This window comes from Clostridium sp. LIBA-8841 (genome assembly GCF_034439435.1).
Taxonomy (GTDB): Bacteria; Bacillota; Clostridia; order Clostridiales; family Clostridiaceae; genus Sarcina.
Map to the genome: position 1 here is coordinate 227,684 of NZ_JAPCKJ010000005.1, position 16,107 is coordinate 243,790.

The 16,107-nt window shown below is 30.5% G+C and carries 17 protein-coding genes; 2 read left to right on the forward strand and 15 right to left on the reverse strand.

What is annotated here, in order from left to right; all coding sequences use genetic code 11:
• The first annotated feature begins 46 nt into the window (after positions 1-46).
• Positions 47-904, forward strand: a complete 858-nt coding sequence (locus tag OIF33_RS14145; RefSeq protein WP_322504902.1) for a tagatose bisphosphate family class II aldolase — start codon at positions 47-49, stop codon at positions 902-904.
• A gap of 38 nt (positions 905-942) precedes the next feature.
• Positions 943-2,271, forward strand: coding sequence for a class II D-tagatose-bisphosphate aldolase, non-catalytic subunit (locus OIF33_RS14150; RefSeq protein WP_416173363.1), 1,329 nt, complete (start codon positions 943-945; stop codon positions 2,269-2,271).
• Between the two features lie 61 nt (positions 2,272-2,332).
• Here the strand turns inward: OIF33_RS14150 and OIF33_RS14155 are convergent, their stop codons facing one another.
• The 15 genes from OIF33_RS14155 to OIF33_RS14225 all read right to left on the reverse strand — a co-directional run bounded on the left by OIF33_RS14155 (position 2,333) and on the right by OIF33_RS14225 (position 16,094).
• Positions 2,333-3,058 carry a GntR family transcriptional regulator gene (locus OIF33_RS14155; protein WP_322504904.1) on the reverse strand — a complete coding sequence of 242 codons (726 nt, stop codon included), beginning with the start codon at positions 3,056-3,058 and terminating at the stop codon, positions 2,333-2,335.
• Positions 3,059-3,195: 137 nt separating this feature from the next.
• Positions 3,196-3,459 carry a preprotein translocase subunit YajC gene (gene yajC / locus OIF33_RS14160; protein WP_322504905.1) on the reverse strand — a complete coding sequence of 88 codons (264 nt, stop codon included), beginning with the start codon at positions 3,457-3,459 and terminating at the stop codon, positions 3,196-3,198.
• Positions 3,460-3,475: 16 nt separating this feature from the next.
• Complete coding sequence (locus OIF33_RS14165) at positions 3,476-3,880, reverse strand: PTS sugar transporter subunit IIA (protein ID WP_322504906.1); 405 nt, start codon at positions 3,878-3,880, stop codon at positions 3,476-3,478.
• Positions 3,881-3,976: 96 nt separating this feature from the next.
• Entirely contained in the window at positions 3,977-4,783 is an 807-nt protein-coding gene (locus tag OIF33_RS14170) for a PTS system mannose/fructose/sorbose family transporter subunit IID (RefSeq protein WP_322504907.1), read from the reverse strand.
• A complete protein-coding gene (locus OIF33_RS14175; RefSeq protein WP_322504908.1) occupies positions 4,783-5,574 on the reverse strand; it encodes a PTS sugar transporter subunit IIC in 792 nt (263 codons plus the stop codon). Before OIF33_RS14175 ends, OIF33_RS14170 begins: the two co-directional genes overlap by 1 nt.
• 46 nt (positions 5,575-5,620) lie before the next feature.
• Positions 5,621-6,109 carry a PTS sugar transporter subunit IIB gene (locus tag OIF33_RS14180; RefSeq protein WP_322504909.1) on the reverse strand — a complete coding sequence of 163 codons (489 nt, stop codon included), beginning with the start codon at positions 6,107-6,109 and terminating at the stop codon, positions 5,621-5,623.
• A gap of 427 nt (positions 6,110-6,536) precedes the next feature.
• Positions 6,537-7,337 (reverse strand): pyrroline-5-carboxylate reductase, encoded by an 801-nt coding sequence (gene proC / locus OIF33_RS14185; RefSeq protein ID WP_322504910.1) that lies wholly within the window; start codon positions 7,335-7,337, stop codon positions 6,537-6,539.
• 139 nt (positions 7,338-7,476) lie between these two features.
• A complete protein-coding gene (locus tag OIF33_RS14190) occupies positions 7,477-8,811 on the reverse strand; it encodes a replicative DNA helicase (RefSeq protein ID WP_322504911.1) in 1,335 nt (444 codons plus the stop codon).
• Positions 8,812-9,166: 355 nt separating this feature from the next.
• Positions 9,167-11,065, reverse strand: coding sequence for a Lon family ATP-dependent protease (lonC, locus tag OIF33_RS14195; protein WP_322504912.1), 1,899 nt, complete (start codon positions 11,063-11,065; stop codon positions 9,167-9,169).
• Positions 11,066-11,080: 15 nt separating this feature from the next.
• A complete protein-coding gene (rplI, locus tag OIF33_RS14200) occupies positions 11,081-11,527 on the reverse strand; it encodes a 50S ribosomal protein L9 (protein WP_322504913.1) in 447 nt (148 codons plus the stop codon).
• 1 nt (position 11,528) lies between these two features.
• Positions 11,529-13,487, reverse strand: coding sequence for a DHH family phosphoesterase (locus tag OIF33_RS14205; RefSeq protein WP_322504914.1), 1,959 nt, complete (start codon positions 13,485-13,487; stop codon positions 11,529-11,531).
• Between the two features lie 32 nt (positions 13,488-13,519).
• Positions 13,520-14,515, reverse strand: a complete 996-nt coding sequence (locus OIF33_RS14210) for a YybS family protein (RefSeq protein ID WP_322504915.1) — start codon at positions 14,513-14,515, stop codon at positions 13,520-13,522.
• Positions 14,516-14,532: 17 nt separating this feature from the next.
• The gene (locus OIF33_RS14215; RefSeq protein WP_322504916.1) at positions 14,533-14,850 is read right to left on the reverse strand and encodes a MazG-like family protein; all 318 of its coding nucleotides are present in this window, start codon (positions 14,848-14,850) and stop codon (positions 14,533-14,535) included.
• A gap of 515 nt (positions 14,851-15,365) precedes the next feature.
• Positions 15,366-15,611, reverse strand: coding sequence for a 30S ribosomal protein S18 (gene rpsR, locus OIF33_RS14220; RefSeq protein ID WP_322504917.1), 246 nt, complete (start codon positions 15,609-15,611; stop codon positions 15,366-15,368).
• Between the two features lie 30 nt (positions 15,612-15,641).
• Positions 15,642-16,094, reverse strand: a complete 453-nt coding sequence (locus OIF33_RS14225) for a single-stranded DNA-binding protein (RefSeq protein WP_322504918.1) — start codon at positions 16,092-16,094, stop codon at positions 15,642-15,644.
• Positions 16,095-16,107 lie beyond the last annotated feature (13 nt).

The following is a 16,107-nucleotide window of genomic DNA, read 5'->3' on the forward strand; positions in this document are numbered from 1 at the left end:
AAGTGGTTAACAATTAAAATAAATTAATTTATGAGAGGTGTTTTTTATGAATAAAATTAAATCTACTAAGGATATGCTTATAAGAGCTCAAAAAGGAGGATATGCTATTCCTGCTTTTAACATACACAATCTAGAGACTTTTCAAGTAGTTGTTGAAACTGCTGCTGAACTTAATTCTCCTATTATAATTGCAGGTACTCCTGGAACAATAGATTACGCTGGACCAGATTATATTGTAGCTATGGCTGAAGTTGCATCACAAAAATACAATATTCCAATAGCAATCCATCTTGATCATTTTGAGGATACTGAACTTATAAATAGTCATATACTAACTGGATTTAAATCTTGTATGATAGATGCTTCTCATCGCTCTTTTGAGGACAATGTAAATATAGTAAAGAAAGTTGTAGAATTTGCTCATAGATATGATGCTACTGTTGAAGCAGAACTTGGTAAACTTGTTGGAGTTGAGGATGACTTAGTGGTTGATGAAAATGAAGGAGCTTACACAGACCCTGATGCAGCCTTAGAATTTGTTGAGAGAACAGGTATAGACTCTCTTGCTATAGCAATTGGAACTGCTCATGGATTATATAAAGGAACTCCTAAATTAGATTTTGATAGATTAGTAAAAATAAGAGAAAAAGTATCTGTACCATTAGTTTTACATGGTGCATCAGATGTTCCAGATGAATTAGTTAAAAGAGCTATAGAACTTGGAATATGTAAGGTTAATGTTGCTACAGACTTAAAAATTCCATTCTCAGATGCAGTAAAAAAATATTTTAACGAAAATCCAAAAGCTAACGATCCAAGAAAATATATGACTCCTGGTAAAGATGCTATGAAAGAAATAGTTAAACACAAGATTCTTCTTTGTGGTAGCAACGGCAAAGCTTAATTCTTTAATTTAAGGAGGTTTTTAAAGTGTTACACCCAATGAAAGATATAATAATAAAGCAAAAGAGCGGAATACCAGCTGGTATCTACTCTGTTTGTTCTTCTAATAATTATGTTATTGAAGCAGCTATGGAAAGTGCTTTAGAAAATAATGAATGCTTGCTTATAGAAGCAACGGCTAACCAAGTTAACCAATTTGGTGGTTATACTGGTATGAAGCCAATAGATTTCAAAGAGTTTGTTTTTGAAATTGCTGATAAAGTTGGTTTTCCTAAAGATAAAATAATACTAGGTGGAGACCATTTAGGCCCACTAGTTTGGAAATCACTTGATGAAGATACTGCTATGAACTATTCAAAATTCTTAATAAGAGAATATGTTTTAGCAGGATTTACAAAAATACACATAGATACAAGCATGCACATTGGGAACGACTTAAAATCCGGAAAATTTGGTGATGAAGTTATAGCTGAAAGAGCAGCTATACTTTGTGAGGTTGCAGAGGATGCCTTCAATCTTTTAAATAAATCTGATAAAGATGCCATGCATCCTGTTTATGTAATAGGTAGTGAAGTTCCTATACCAGGTGGTGGACAAGATGAAGAGGAAGAAGAACTTCAAGCGACTAAACCAAGCAACCTCGAAACTACAATAAAAACTTTTAAAGATGCATTTACTGATCATGGTCTTGAAAAAGTATTTAATGAAGATGTAATTGCAGTGGTTGTTCAACCTGGAGTTGAATTTAATGGAGATACAATTTGGGAATATAACAGAGAAAAGGCATCTGCATTATCTGAAACTTTAAAGAAATATCCAACACTTATTTTTGAAGCTCACTCAACAGATTATCAAACACCATATGCTCTAAAAGAATTAGTTGAAGATGGATTCGCAATATTAAAGGTTGGACCTGCTCTAACCTTTGCTTTAAGAGAAGGATTATTTGCTCTTAGCTGTATAGAAGATGATTTATTCTCAAGAGATGAAAATATAGAGCTTTCTAACTTTAAAACAATCTTAGATTATACAATGGTTAAAGAGCCAGATAACTGGAAAAATCACTATAAAGGCAGTGGAAATAAAATCAAATTTGAAAGAAAGTATAGCTTCTCTGATAGATGTAGATACTATCTTCCAAATTCAGATGTTGATTATTCATTACACAAAATGCTATCTAACCTTAATTCAACTGAAATTCCACTAGCTCTTATAAGTCAATATATGCCTACTCAATATAAGAAAATACGATTAAACCAATTAAAAAATGACGCTGAATCTTTATTAAAAGATAAAGTTAAAGAATGTATTGATGATTATACTTTCGCAACACAATACTCACTTGAAGAAGATTTAGTTAATGTTTAAAGTTTAAAATAAAAGACACCGTCTTAAGACGGTGTCTTCTCTATTTTATTATCCTATTTATCTAATCTTCCTCTAAAACTACAGTATATTCAAATTTATCTCCTCTTGAAACACTTACTGTATATTCTATAACTCTATTATTTTCGAAGGTTATCCTTTCAATTCTCATTGCCGCTGTACCGTCTTCTACATTTAATATCTTAGAATCACTCTTTGATATTAGTATTGGTTTAAAGCTTTCCTTTGCCTTAGTTAGGCTAACATTATAAACCTCTCTAAATATATCATACATAGGCTTCTCTTTAAGCATTTCTTCTTTTAATTCTATGAACCTATACTCAGGTAAGTAAGTAAACTCTAACATCATTGGAGTGTCATCAGCTATTCTTAATCTTAGTATCTTATATACTTGTGAACTCTCCTCAATTCCTAACTTTTCAGCAATCTTATTATCAGCTCTTATTAAATCGAAAGATAATATTTCAGAAGATGGATTCTTTCCAAGCTTTCTCATTTCTTCTGTAAAACTATAAAATTTTAATAATTGTTGCTTATAAACCTTAGGAGATACAAAAGTTCCTTTTCCATGAACTTTAAAAACATACTCTTTTCTTTCTAACTCTCCAATAGCTTGTCTTGCTGTTGTTCTACTAACATTATATTGATCACATAATTCTCTTTCAGATGGCAACTTATCATTTTCCTTAAGTTCTCCTCTATTTATAAGATCAATTAGCTCAGTCTCTAATTGATGATATAGAGCTATGCCTCTGCTTCTCTTAAACATTCTTCCACCCCTAATTTCTAATAATCTATTATAGTGTTATCATATTTATTCCCTTTTTTCAATATTTTTCTTTATAAAACATAAACTCACAGCATATAAGATACTGTGAGTTATTTTAAAAATCATTATTTTCAATTTTATAAAACTCTAGAGATACAATATCTTTCAACCGTTATAGTAACATTCTTTGCTTTATCTATTACAATCTCTACAGTTTCTTTATTGACCTTTGAAACCTTTCCATGTATTCCGCTATTTAAAACAACATTTGATCCTACTTTTAAATTGACTTGTTGCTCTATCATCTTGACCTTATCTTTATTAACCCCTCTAAAGCTCACAATATACCAAACTAAAAATATTGCTATTAATACTAATAAAATAATCATAAAAGTTTTCATTGGTCTCCTCACTTTCTTATACGTTTAATAATTCTCTTACGCTACAAACGCTGTCTTTTCCATCACTTTTTATTTTTTCAACTAACTCTTTTATATTTTCAACACAATCTCTTTCCATTGTTGCTGTAACAACCATAGGTAGATTAACACCTGTAATTACTTCTACTGTCTCTGACTTATATAAGTTTAAAGCTGATTGATTCATTGGAGTTGCTCCTAATAAATCTACAAGAATTATTACTCCATCACCATCATTTAATTCATTAATTCTTTCTCCTATTTCCTCTCCAAAACTTTCAGCATCTTGTCCTCTTTTTAAAGATACTATTTCAAACTTTTCTTGAGTTCCACATATCATATCTATTGCATCAAAAATTCCTTTTGCCATTTCTCCATGAGTTGCTACTAATACACCTATCATTATTTTCTCCTCCTAAAAACCTTTATTTATTAATAGAGTTTCCATCTAAATTAGATGGAAACTCTTAAATTTAAAACAAATGCTATTATTTAACTATTATGCAACTATTCCTAAAGCACCTAAAGCAGTAAATACTACGAACATGCATATAACTATTTTAACTGGGCTCCATTTCTTATTTCTTAATAAGTGGAATACTCCAACAACAGCTAAAACTGAAAGTAGTTTAGGGAATAAGCTATCTAGAGTTGTTTGAAGAATAAACTCATATCCTCCAAAGTTAGCTTGAATTGGAGTTGTAATGTTGATTATTGAACCAACCATACCACCAACAACTACTAATCCTAAGATTCCAGCTCCAAAAGTAACTTTTTCCATAATACCTGCTGAGCTTGTAGCTAAATCAGCACCTTTTTGATAACCTAATCTTATAAGATTCCATTTAACAAATAAGTTCCAGCTTATGAATATAACTTGTGTTATTATAAGAGCTATTAAAGCACCAGTAAAATCTTTAGTTAAAGCCATAGACGCTGGTATAGATATTAGTAATGGTCCTAAGATTGCAAACATCATACTATCACCGATACCTGCTAAAGGTCCCATCATACCAGTCTTAATACCTCTGATAAGATCTGCATCGGCCTTTTGTTCCTCTAAGGCAGCAACTATACCTAAGATAACTGTTGCACCATAGTTAGGACAAGTATTAAAGAACTCCATGTGTCTAGTTAGAGCATTTTTCATGCCTTCTGGATCATCTTTATAAACTTTCTTTAATATTGGTGATATAGAAATAGCAAATCCTAAAGCTTGCATTCTTTCATATGACCAAGAAATTTGTATTAATAAATGGTTTAAAAAGACTTGCCATAAATCTTTTTTTGTTATTTTAGATTCCATTAGAATTCGCCTCCTATCTGATCAAAATCTGCATCATTATTTGCTTTAGTATCATTATTTCTGTAATATAATCCAACGTAAATAACAGCAGTTATAAGACCTACTAAACCAACAGCGATCATTGGTAAGTTTAAGAAACATACTAAAATGAATCCCATGATAGCAAAGTACCATTGCTTAGTTATTGGTAAGTAGTTTAATAATATTGCAACTCCTAATGCTGGCATTGCATGTCCTGCAGCAGCAAATCCATTAGTTAACCATACTGGAACCTTCTCTATGAATGCCGTTGCAACTTCTGAACCAAAGTATGCCCCTACGAAAACAGGTATAGCTCTTGATAATCCCCATGGAACTGATCCAAATAAATGCCATCTCCACATACCTTTTAAGTTTCCTTTAGCAGCATGTCCATCTGCTTTATGAGCACAAATTCCAGTAGATAATCTTGCTAATACATCTAGGTATGATCCTAATAAAGCTATTGGAACTCCTAATGCGATACCACTTTCATAACTTCCTGTTAAATGTCCAAAAGTAACACCTAGGATAGCTCCAGTAGTATAATCTGGAACAACAGCTCCACCGTATGAGTGAACTCCTAGAGACATCATCTCTAAAGTAGCACCAACGAATAAACCAGTATTTATATCTCCTAAGATAAGACCTGCCCCAAAACCAGCGATTAATGGTCTATGCCATAAACCTAAGTAAGGACCTAACATCTCATTGATACTTAGGAAAGCCCACACAGAGAGTAGTAATATCTGTATAATTCCTATTTCTTGCATAAACATATCCCCCTAATTATTAAATTGTATAATTCCCTTAAAATTATTAACTGTTAAAAACTTCTACTAATGGTTTAATGTCCTGTTTTGAATCTGTTGGAATCATTTGGAAGTAGCAATTAACCTTTTTAGCTAATAAGCTTTTTAATGCTTCAAATTCAGGTTCTGTAACAAATAACTTTTCACTTAACTTTCTTGAATTTGGTTTGTAAGTCATATTACCTACATTTAAATCCATATGTTTTAATCCACCTTCATAAAGTCTATTAGCATCTACTACATCCTTAACAAGTAAGAAAACTTTCTCATTTGGAGCTAGTCCTCTATTTAAGTATGCAATAACCTTATCAACTGGTTGCATTGATATTCTTACCTGCTTTGGAGCAGCTAATTTTAATATAGCCTGTTGATTAGGATCCTTTGCTACCATATCATTAGCAACTATGATATGATTGGGATTTGTCATTTTAGACCAAGCTAAAGCAACTTGTCCATGAATTAATCTTCCGTCAACCCTAAAATGTACAATTGGCATTTTCAGTCCCCCTTTACTCTTGTTTTTACTATTATATGTCACTAGAAAACTAGTAATACATCTTTGTAAGAATTTCATGTTGTAATTACCATTTTTTTCTTATATTTCCATTTTAAAACTTTTGCCATTTTTATGCAATAGTTTTCATTATAATTTTATTTTAATTTTCTGTTATTTTATTGATAATTTTTACAATATTAGTAATAAAATTAAAACAACTGTAGCATTATATAAATTAATATAAAATAAAAAAACTCCTAGATATTCTAGGAGTTTTTTGTAGGAGTTTTATTATGTTTGTTTGTTATGTTTGTTATGTTTGTTTTGTTTGTGTTTATCCAGTTCATGAATAATAACCAATTTCTAATTGATAATGATTATCATAATTAAAGTATATATACTTTTTTATTTTTTGTCAATAAAAATATTACATTTTCTTAGATTTTTTTGCACACTTCTTCATAGCATTCATTACAGCACTTCTAAAGCCATTCTCTTCTAACTCTAAAACAGCCTCTATAGTTGTACCGCCTGGTGAACAAACATTATCTTTTAACTTAGCTGGATGCTCTCCTGTTTCTAAAACCATTTTAGCTGATCCTAATACTGATTGAGCTGCTAACTTATAAGCTTTTTCTCTACTTATTCCTTCTCTAACAGCAGCATCTGCCATAGCCTCTATAAACATGTAAACATACGCTGGTGATGATCCACAAAGAGCTATAAATCCATGAAAATCTTTTTCGCTTAATACTTCAGCTCTTCCAAAAGCATTAAATATACTCATAACCTCTGCTAGCTCTTCTTCACTTACTAATTCATTAGGACAAAGAGCACTCATTGCTTCACCTACTAAAGCAGGTGTATTTGGCATAGTCTTAACTATTTTAGTTTCTTTATTGAACCACTTTTCAACATCACTTAAATTGATACCAGCAGCAATAGTAACAATAACCTTATTTAAATTTATATAGTCTCTTATTTCTTTTATTACCCTTTCATACATATATGGTTTAACAGCAAGAAATATTATATCGCTATTATTGCAAACTTCTTTATTATCAAGAGTTGTATTTATTCCTAAACTTTCACTTATTCTTTTCGCGCTTTCTTCTCTTGAACATGAGGCTATAATATCAGCCTTAGCAACAATACCTGATTTTAATATTCCACCAACCATGGCACTTCCCATATTCCCACAGCCTATGAATCCAATTTTCTTATTCATATCATCTTCTCCTCTTAAAATATAATATTGTAATTATTATATACCTTTTATATTAGGCTACCAACTGTAAAATTCCATATAAATTATTTTCTAAAATTAAAAAGGACACATCAAAAAATATTGATATGTCCTAATTTTATTAAACATCTTTATGAATGCCTTCATAATCTGCAAATTTACTGTATTGACCAAGCCATGCAAGTTTAACAGTCCCAACTGGGCCGTTTCTCTGCTTAGCTATTATACATTCACCTACATTTTTATCTTCAGTCTCCTTGTTATAGTACTCATCTCTATATAAGAACATAACAAGATCGGCATCCTGCTCTATTGATCCTGATTCTCTAAGGTCAGACAGCATAGGTCTGTGATCTGCTCTTTGCTCTGGAGCACGAGAAAGCTGTGATAATGCTATAACTGGACATTCCATCTCCTTTGCTATAGCTTTTATATTTCTTGAGATTTCTGATACCTCTTGTTGTCTACTTTCTCCACTACCACTCATAAGTTGAAGGTAGTCAATAAGTATAAGATCTATTCCATATTCCATTTTAAGCCTTCTGCATTTAGATCTCATTTCCATTACTGAAACCCCTGCAGTATCATCTATGTAAATTTTAGCTGATGCTAATGGTCCTGATGCTCTAGCTATGTTGTCCCAATCTTCAGGACTTAATTTACCAGTTCTAAGACTTAACATATCAACATTTGCTTCTGAACATAATAATTTATATGCAAGCTGTTCCTTTGACATCTCCAGAGAAAATATAACTACGCTTTTTCCCTCTCTTAATGCAGCATGTTCTGCTATATTAAGAGCAAATGTAGTCTTACCCATAGATGGTCTAGCAGCAATAAGCACCATATCTCCTTTTTGGAATCCAGATGTCATCTCGTCCAAATCTTTAAATCCAGAACCAACACCTGTAAGCTCACCTTCATTATTGAATATAGCTTCTATTTGTTCAAAGCCTCTTTCAAGAACAACACTTAATGGTTCAAAATCATTTGACGATCTCTTTTCTGATAAATCAAATATCTTCTTTTCAGCTGAATCTATAACCTTCTCAACATCATCTTGATTGTTATAGCAATTCTCTATAATTTCAGTAGAAGACTTTATAAGTCTTCTTAGCATTGCTTTTTCATCAACTATTTTTATATATGATTTTATATTAACCGTACTAAGTACAGATGCACTTATTTCCGTTACGTAACTTATACCACCGGCTTTTTCAAGTTTATCTGTAGATTTTAAATACTCTAATAATGTTAGCTGGTCTACAGCCTGATCTCTTTGATACATTTCTATGATGCTTTGAAATATTATCTTATGAGCATCTCTATAAAATGAATCCTTGTTTAAAACTTCAGCTGCTTGTGCGATAGTAGTCCTATCTATTATCATTGCACCTAAAACAGATTGCTCTGCCTCTATACTTTGTGGCAAACTCTTCATTACTGGTGTTTCCATTAATCCTAGTTTTCCTCCTTTCCTTCAAAATAAAATTTCTAATATTATTAAAAATTTTTAGATAATTTAATACTTCTAAAAAAATCTTCTTAATTTAATTTCTTATATAAATTTTTATAATCACCAAATTCATACTATACCATAAAGTATTCTATAAATCCAATTTAATATAATGCTTTTTTCTTAATTCTAACCTATTTAAAACAATATAAATCATGCATTATCTTAATTTAAAAAAATTAAAATAATATATATAATAAATTAAATTTTTTGAAAAAACTATAAAATTATTTTCCTTATTATGCTTTTAATAATTACATTTAAAAAGCCTAGAGTAACTCTCTAGGCTTCTTTATTAATTAAATGCTATATCCATAAGCTCTTCAATAGAACTTATAGCTCTAACTTCTATATCTTCTAACCCTTTAGGGATTTCATTTTCATTATCTTTAGGAACAGTTACTAACTTTATTCCTTTTCTTCTAGCTCCGTATATCTTTTCAAATATACCTCCAACCGGTTTAATTTTTCCTCTTAAAGAGATTTCTCCAGTTATAGCTAAATCTTGTCTTATTGGCTTTTCTAATAAAGCACTCATTACACATATTGTTATAGCCGCTCCTGCAGAAGGACCATCAATTTTTCCTCCTCCAATTACGTTAACATGTATATCATAATCATGTATGTCTTTATCTGTAAACTTTCTTATTACAGATGCAGCATTAAATACTGAATCCTTAGCCATTGAACCTGCAGTATCATTGAATCTTATTCTTCCAGCACCTTTTTTCTTAGCTTTGAAAGCAGTAGCTTCAATCTCTATTGTTGATCCTAAGAATCCTAAAACACCAAGACCGTAAACATGACCAATTTCTCCACTATCTAGATTTTCTAATCTTTCATAAGGAGTAAATCTTCCTATGCTAACAACCTCATTTAAATCTTTTAATGTTATTGTTAAATTCTCTGGAACTTCTCCTTCTAATCCATATATAGCGTGGCCATAAGCATCAGCTAATATATTAACAGCTCTTCTACCCTCTATAGTATAAGATGCTATTTTCTTTTCTAAGCCATCTTCAAGTTTAACATTAAGCTTTTCAGCTGCATTTAAAACTATCTTTTCAATATCCTTTGATGATAATGGTTCAAAGTAAACTTCTGTACATCTTGAACGTAAAGCAGGATTAATTTCTCCTGGTTCTCTTGTTGTTGCTCCAATTAGAACAAAGTCTGCTGGTGCTCCTTTATCAAAAAGATATTTTATATACTTAGGTGTGTTTTCATCGTCTGGATCATAGTAAGATGATGAGAATTCAACTCTCTTATCTTCTAAAACTTTTAAAAGTTTATTTTGAAGTATTTCATCTAATTCTCCAATTTCATCAATGAATAATATACCACCATGAGCCTCAGTAACTAAACCTGGTTTTGGCTCTGGTACTCCTATTTCAGCTAAATCTCTTTTACTACCTTGATAGATAGGATCATGAACTGAACCTAGAAGTGGGTTTGTAATCTCTCTTGGATCCCATCTTAAAGTTGTACCATTGACCTCTATAAAGTTTGATTTATCATCAAATGGAGTTGACTTTAATTTCTTCGCTGTCTCTAAAGCAATTCTCGCAGCTGTTGTTTTACCAACCCCTGGAGGTCCATAAAGAATTATATGTTGAGGATATGGTGAAGCAAGTTTTGAAAGAAGTGATTTAACAGCTCTTTCTTGCCCTACAACTTCCTCAAATGAATCAGGTCTTAGTAAAGACATTATATTCTTATTTGGAACTCTTTCATCTAACTCTTCAAGTTCCTCAAGTTTCTTCTCTGTCTTACCATTTTCAGGACCTTTTTTCTTTTTCATTATGTTTACTCTAAGCTCATCAACATACTTTTCTTGCTTTTCCATTAAGAATTGTTCAACTTCTTTTTCTATTTTGTTTTGAACATATCTTCTAGCAATAGCATCTGATATCATAGCACAAACATCTTCTAAAGCTTCATTTATATTTTCTTCAGTTGGAATTTCACTTAATCCCTTTCCTTCAGAAACAATTTTACTTAATCCATAAAGTTTTTCATAAGGATTAGTTGAATTTATATACTCTTGTATTTTAAATCTTATAACTCTCGCTCTAAATGCACCTTCATCTAATATGTTATTTATTATATCTTTTAGTGCTTCAACTTGAGATTCTACTCCTAGTTCGCTATTCATAACATCTTGTAGAACCTCTAATTCTTTAATTGATTTCAAAATAGAATCCTCCTCTTATTGAACAGGAACAACCATAACCTTCATTTTTGTTGAAACTTCTGGATATAGTTTAACTTCTATGTTGTAAGTTCCTGCAATTTTTATTGTATCCATAACTATTTTCTTCTTATCAACTTCTACATTAAATTGTTTTTTGATAAGTCCAGCTACATCTTTGCTTGTTATAGCTCCAAATAATTTTCCATTATCTCCAGACTTACCTTCGATTTTTATTACTTTATCTTTTAAATCAGCAGCTAAAGCCTGAGCAGCTTCTAATTCAGCTAATTTTTGTCTTCTTTCATTTTCTTTTTTATTATTTAATATGTGAAGATTGTTATCTGTAGCTTCTTGAGCTAATTTTTTTGGAAATAAAAAGTTTCTTGCATATCCATCTGATGCATTTATAACATCACCTTTTTTACCTAATTTTTTAACATCTTGAAGTAATATTACTTTCATTTTATTCACCTTCCCTTGAGTTTTTTACAATAGCTTCTTTAATTTTTTCTATAGCCTCTTCAACGGTAGTATTCTTAAGTTTAGCACCAGCCATAGTCATATGACCACCTCCGCCTAACTCTTCAAGCACTACCTGAACATTAATATCACCTAAAGATCTTGCACTTATGGCAACATCTTCTCCTAATTTTATTAAAACAAATGAAGCTTGTATTCCAGTAATATTTAAAAGCTCATCTGCAGCCTGAGCAGCTACAACAGTATCTGTAATATTATCTGGACAAGTTGCTATTGCTATTTTATTTTCTACCTTTGCAGATTTTATTATTTCTGCTTTTGCTAGATAATTTTCTAAATTGTTACTAAATATCTTTTTAATCTCTACTGTGTCAGCACCTAATCTTCTTAAGAATGAAGCTGCTTCAAAAGTTCTTACTCCTGTTTTAAAAGAGAAATTCTTAGTATCTATATATATTCCAGCTAAAAGACCTTCTGCTTCAATTCTATTTAATTTAGGTTTTTCTAGCATATATTGAACCATTTCAGTAACAAGTTCTGATGTAGATGAAGCATATACCTCAATATAATTTAATAATGCACCTTTAATATCCTCTGGACTTCTTCTATGATGGTCTATTACAACTACTCTCTCAATAAGTTCTGTGAGCTCTCTGTCCAATACATAGTTTGCACTATTAACATCTAATATTATTAGTAAAGTATTGTCATCTATATTCTTTTTTGCTTCTTCAGTAGATATAAATAGTTTACTATATTCTTCTTTTTCTTTAACCTTTTCTAAGAAAAATTCTATAGCATTAGTATCTTTTTCTAATACTATATTAACATTTTTTCCTAACTTCTTCACTACTGATGCTAAACCAAATGAAGCACCAAAACAATCCATATCAGGATTCTTATGTCCCATTATATAAACAGTACTACTTTCATAAACAAGTTCTTTTAATACATGAGCTACAACTCTAGCCTTAACTCTTGTTCTCTTTTCAAGCTCTTTAGCATTTCCACCAAAAAACTCAATCTTTTTACCTGATTTAATAACTGCTTGATCTCCACCTCTTCCTAAGGCTAGTTCTTTAGCTTTTGTAGCATCATCTTGGTTTTGCGCTGGAGTTTCTCCACCTCTACCAACACCAATACTTAATGTGACTTCTATTTCATTTCCTAAGTTAATTTCTCTTATAGTATCTAGTATATCAAACTTTTTAGAAATTTCCTTACCAATAATAGAATCATCTACAGATAAAATATATTTACTGCTGTCATATTTTTTTATCATAGCATTTAATGAATTTCCATAGTTATTTATGGTTCTTTCTATCTCTGCTATAAGTAGTGGTTTTTTATCATCATCTATTGTTTTTAAGACCTCGCTAAAGTTATCAACTTCTAAAAGCATTATACTTTCTTTAGTAGCCTTCCTTAGATAAGTAACATCATTAAAGAAAACTAAAAAGAATTTATCTCCTGATTCATCTAATTTTAAACTTTCACTGTAGACTTCGTAAATATTACTCTTTATTTTGATATTTTGAGAATTTTCTTTTCCTGTTCTAATTACCTTATCTAAAGCAATTCCTTTTATAACAGATACTAAATTCGACTCTAATAAATCATCATTATTTATAAGTTTGCTAAACTTGTGATTATACCATATTATTTCCCCAGTAGAATTTAATATGGTTAAAGGAAAAATCAAATTAAAAATATTATCTTTAACTTTTCCATCCACATCTCTATATAGTTTATCTATCTTTTCCTCTTCATCTTTTTCTTCTCTTAGGAAATTAGAAATTTTATAAATTAAATAAACTATGTATATAAAAGATATTAACAAAGCTACAATTTTTAAATTTAAATTCCAGAATACTAAGCACATTAAAACTACAAACGCAAAGTACGCTAAAAATTTATTATAATCTTCCAATATTGATTTCATTTTAACAGCCCCTTACTAAATATAATCATTAGTTATTGCAATTTCTTTTTTAGTTTCTCCTTAATGTAACTTCCTAAACTATTTGGATCTACACCTCTTATGTCGACTAAAACATCAATTATTCCTAATAAAGCGAATAATGTTGGCATTGAAGTAACTAATAATATACTCATAAAAACTATTAAAACATTATTAAATTTTAATTTATATTTTAATAAATTTGAAATTACAGCTAATCCTTGAACAAGAAGCATCATAAATAATAAATTAAGAGTAACTAAGTATATTCCTTTATTACTTATTACACCTTTACTTACTAAGTATATAATTATCATATTTATTAAAACAACAACTGCAATAAGCAGTGGATTAAAGAACCATTTTGAAAATGGTGGTAGACTATTTAACTTAAATCCTAAACTATTGATAATTGCCTTACCAACAACGTAACTTAAAAATGCTCTTAATATTATAAGTGTTACTACAGCTATAGGAAGCATAGTAATTATAAAATTAGCATCTACAGATTTCATAAATTCTATCATTTGTGCATTAGCTGGTGTAGTACCTACCATCTGTTCACTCATCTTAGCAGCTTCATTAAATACCTTTGCTAATTCATTTACGAACTGATTAAAAGTAACTCCTGTAAAAACAGAAAACATTAATCCTATTTCTACTATTACACCAACTGTATTAGCAAAAATTAAATAAACAAAGGATTTTACTCCAGAAAACTTCTTCTTAACACAGTTTCCTAAAACTAACCCTATAATTCCATTTGTTATTATCGATTGAACTCCATATATTGGCCCCATAAAAAATCCAATTAAAACTCCACTAATAATAACAGAACAAATAGAGGTTTTAAGATTATACTTTAAATATAGTAAAGCTATAGGAATTGGAACTGCAAAGGCTATTATTTGACCTATGCCTGGCAAACTAGTAAGCATCATTAACACAAATGTTATTGCTGACATAATTCCAGCTTCCACTATAGATTTACTCCTAAACTTTTGTTCCATATGTTCCTCCAAATAGATTATCTTCTTTCTTTTAAGTGGTTAAATAATTTAGTTAAATTACCTCCTTGTTTCTCTAGATTATCTTCTTCAACTATACCAATTTTTAAACTTTTTTTCATTGTCTCATCTACTTCTATTGCAGAATGACCTAATTTATCTGCCAAAATGTATAGTAAAATCATTAGAGATGCTATGCAATTTACTATAGCATCCTTTGCTACATTACTTCCCTTTGTTAAAAGAGTAAATAACTCTCCTAATATACAGATAATTTGAGCTTTTATCTCTTCAATAACCTTTATATCTCCCATAATATTAAAATTATCTTTCTTCATAGTCCCCTCCCAATTATACCCTTTATTATATACCTTTATTTTATTTATTTTTATAGTCTTATGCAATAAAATGAGACTTGATTCAAAGGAGCCTTTGGCGAACTGTGAATCTTAGTCGAATTTATCTAGGAATTTATCAATTCTTAGTGATAGAAGCTAGAACTTTAGAATTGGTTAATTATCAGATAAAATGAATCTTAGTCGAATTTACCCTAGGAGCATAGCAATTCTTAGCGACAGCTTTAGGCTGGAACTTTAGAATTGATAGCTATTAGGCAAAGTGAGACTTGATTCAGAGATTATTTTAGCTAACTCTGAGTTTTAGCAGAATTTATATTAAAGTGTACACTTCAATACGGAAACTTGTACACTTTAATATACTTACCACATTAAACAAAAAAAATTTTAATTTATATAATAAAAAAAGTTTAATAAGGTGTTTCAATCAATCTATATAATACAAGTTTAATTATATAATAAAAAAACCCCTGAAAATATCAGGGGTTTTGTAACCATTACTCAGTTGTGAATGGTAATAATGCGATATTTCTTGATCTCTTGATAGCATCTGTTAATTGTCTTTGATGCTTAGCACAAGTTCCAGAAATTCTTCTTGGTAATATTTTACCTCTTTCTGTGATGTATTTCTTTAATTTAGATACATCTTTGTAATCTATTGATTCAGCTTTATCAACGCAGAATATGCAAACTTTTTTTCTTGCTCTTCTGAATTTTCCGCCTCTTTTTACGTTGTTATTCATCACTATTTCCCTCCTTACCTAAAATCTGAATTAGAATGGAATATCTCCATCATCAATTGGTGTCATGTCATCATTACTATTGAATGATGAATCACTAAATGAATTGTCTGGCATACCGAAAGAACCACCGAAATCATTTCCTTGGTTAAAACCTGAGTTTCCTCTTGCTCCACCATTTCCTGAGTCGATGAAATCAAAACCTTCAACAACTACGTCAGTAGTATATCTTCTAGTTCCGTCTTGAGCTTCATAGCTACCAGTTCTGATATTTCCTGAGATAGCCAATTGTCTACCTTTAGTTATATACTGAGCTATGGTCTCACCAGTTTTTCCAAAAGCGATGCAACTAATAAAATCAGCCTCATCTTTTTTGAATTGTCTATTTACAGCTAGTGTAAATCTTGCAACTGCCGTACCACTACCTGCAGCAAATCTAAGCTCTGGATCTTTAGTAAGTCTACCAATTAAAACTACTTTATTCATTTACGATCACCTC

What these genes read in the sequence shown, in the direction of transcription:
- proC (WP_322504910.1), bottom strand. Translation starts at nt 7,337, where the DNA reads ATGAATAAGAAAATTGGATTCATAGGCTGTGGGAATATGGGAAGTGCC.
- OIF33_RS14180 (WP_322504909.1), bottom strand. Translation starts at nt 6,109, where the DNA reads ATGCCAATTGTACATTTTAGGGTTGACGGAAGATTAATTCATGGACAA.
- OIF33_RS14225 (WP_322504918.1), bottom strand. Translation starts at nt 16,094, where the DNA reads ATGAATAAAGTAGTTTTAATTGGTAGACTTACTAAAGATCCAGAGCTT.
- OIF33_RS14205 (WP_322504914.1), bottom strand. Translation starts at nt 13,487, where the DNA reads ATGAAATCAATATTGGAAGATTATAATAAATTTTTAGCGTACTTTGCG.
- OIF33_RS14175 (WP_322504908.1), bottom strand. Translation starts at nt 5,574, where the DNA reads ATGCAAGAAATAGGAATTATACAGATATTACTACTCTCTGTGTGGGCT.
- OIF33_RS14215 (WP_322504916.1), bottom strand. Translation starts at nt 14,850, where the DNA reads ATGAAGAAAGATAATTTTAATATTATGGGAGATATAAAGGTTATTGAA.
- OIF33_RS14170 (WP_322504907.1), bottom strand. Translation starts at nt 4,783, where the DNA reads ATGGAATCTAAAATAACAAAAAAAGATTTATGGCAAGTCTTTTTAAAC.
- OIF33_RS14145 (WP_322504902.1), top strand. Translation starts at nt 47, where the DNA reads ATGAATAAAATTAAATCTACTAAGGATATGCTTATAAGAGCTCAAAAA.
- yajC (WP_322504905.1), bottom strand. Translation starts at nt 3,459, where the DNA reads ATGAAAACTTTTATGATTATTTTATTAGTATTAATAGCAATATTTTTA.
- OIF33_RS14165 (WP_322504906.1), bottom strand. Translation starts at nt 3,880, where the DNA reads ATGATAGGTGTATTAGTAGCAACTCATGGAGAAATGGCAAAAGGAATT.
- OIF33_RS14210 (WP_322504915.1), bottom strand. Translation starts at nt 14,515, where the DNA reads ATGGAACAAAAGTTTAGGAGTAAATCTATAGTGGAAGCTGGAATTATG.
- OIF33_RS14155 (WP_322504904.1), bottom strand. Translation starts at nt 3,058, where the DNA reads ATGTTTAAGAGAAGCAGAGGCATAGCTCTATATCATCAATTAGAGACT.
- OIF33_RS14150 (WP_416173363.1), top strand. Translation starts at nt 943, where the DNA reads ATGAAAGATATAATAATAAAGCAAAAGAGCGGAATACCAGCTGGTATC.
- rpsR (WP_322504917.1), bottom strand. Translation starts at nt 15,611, where the DNA reads ATGAATAACAACGTAAAAAGAGGCGGAAAATTCAGAAGAGCAAGAAAA.
- rplI (WP_322504913.1), bottom strand. Translation starts at nt 11,527, where the DNA reads ATGAAAGTAATATTACTTCAAGATGTTAAAAAATTAGGTAAAAAAGGT.
- OIF33_RS14190 (WP_322504911.1), bottom strand. Translation starts at nt 8,811, where the DNA reads ATGGAAACACCAGTAATGAAGAGTTTGCCACAAAGTATAGAGGCAGAG.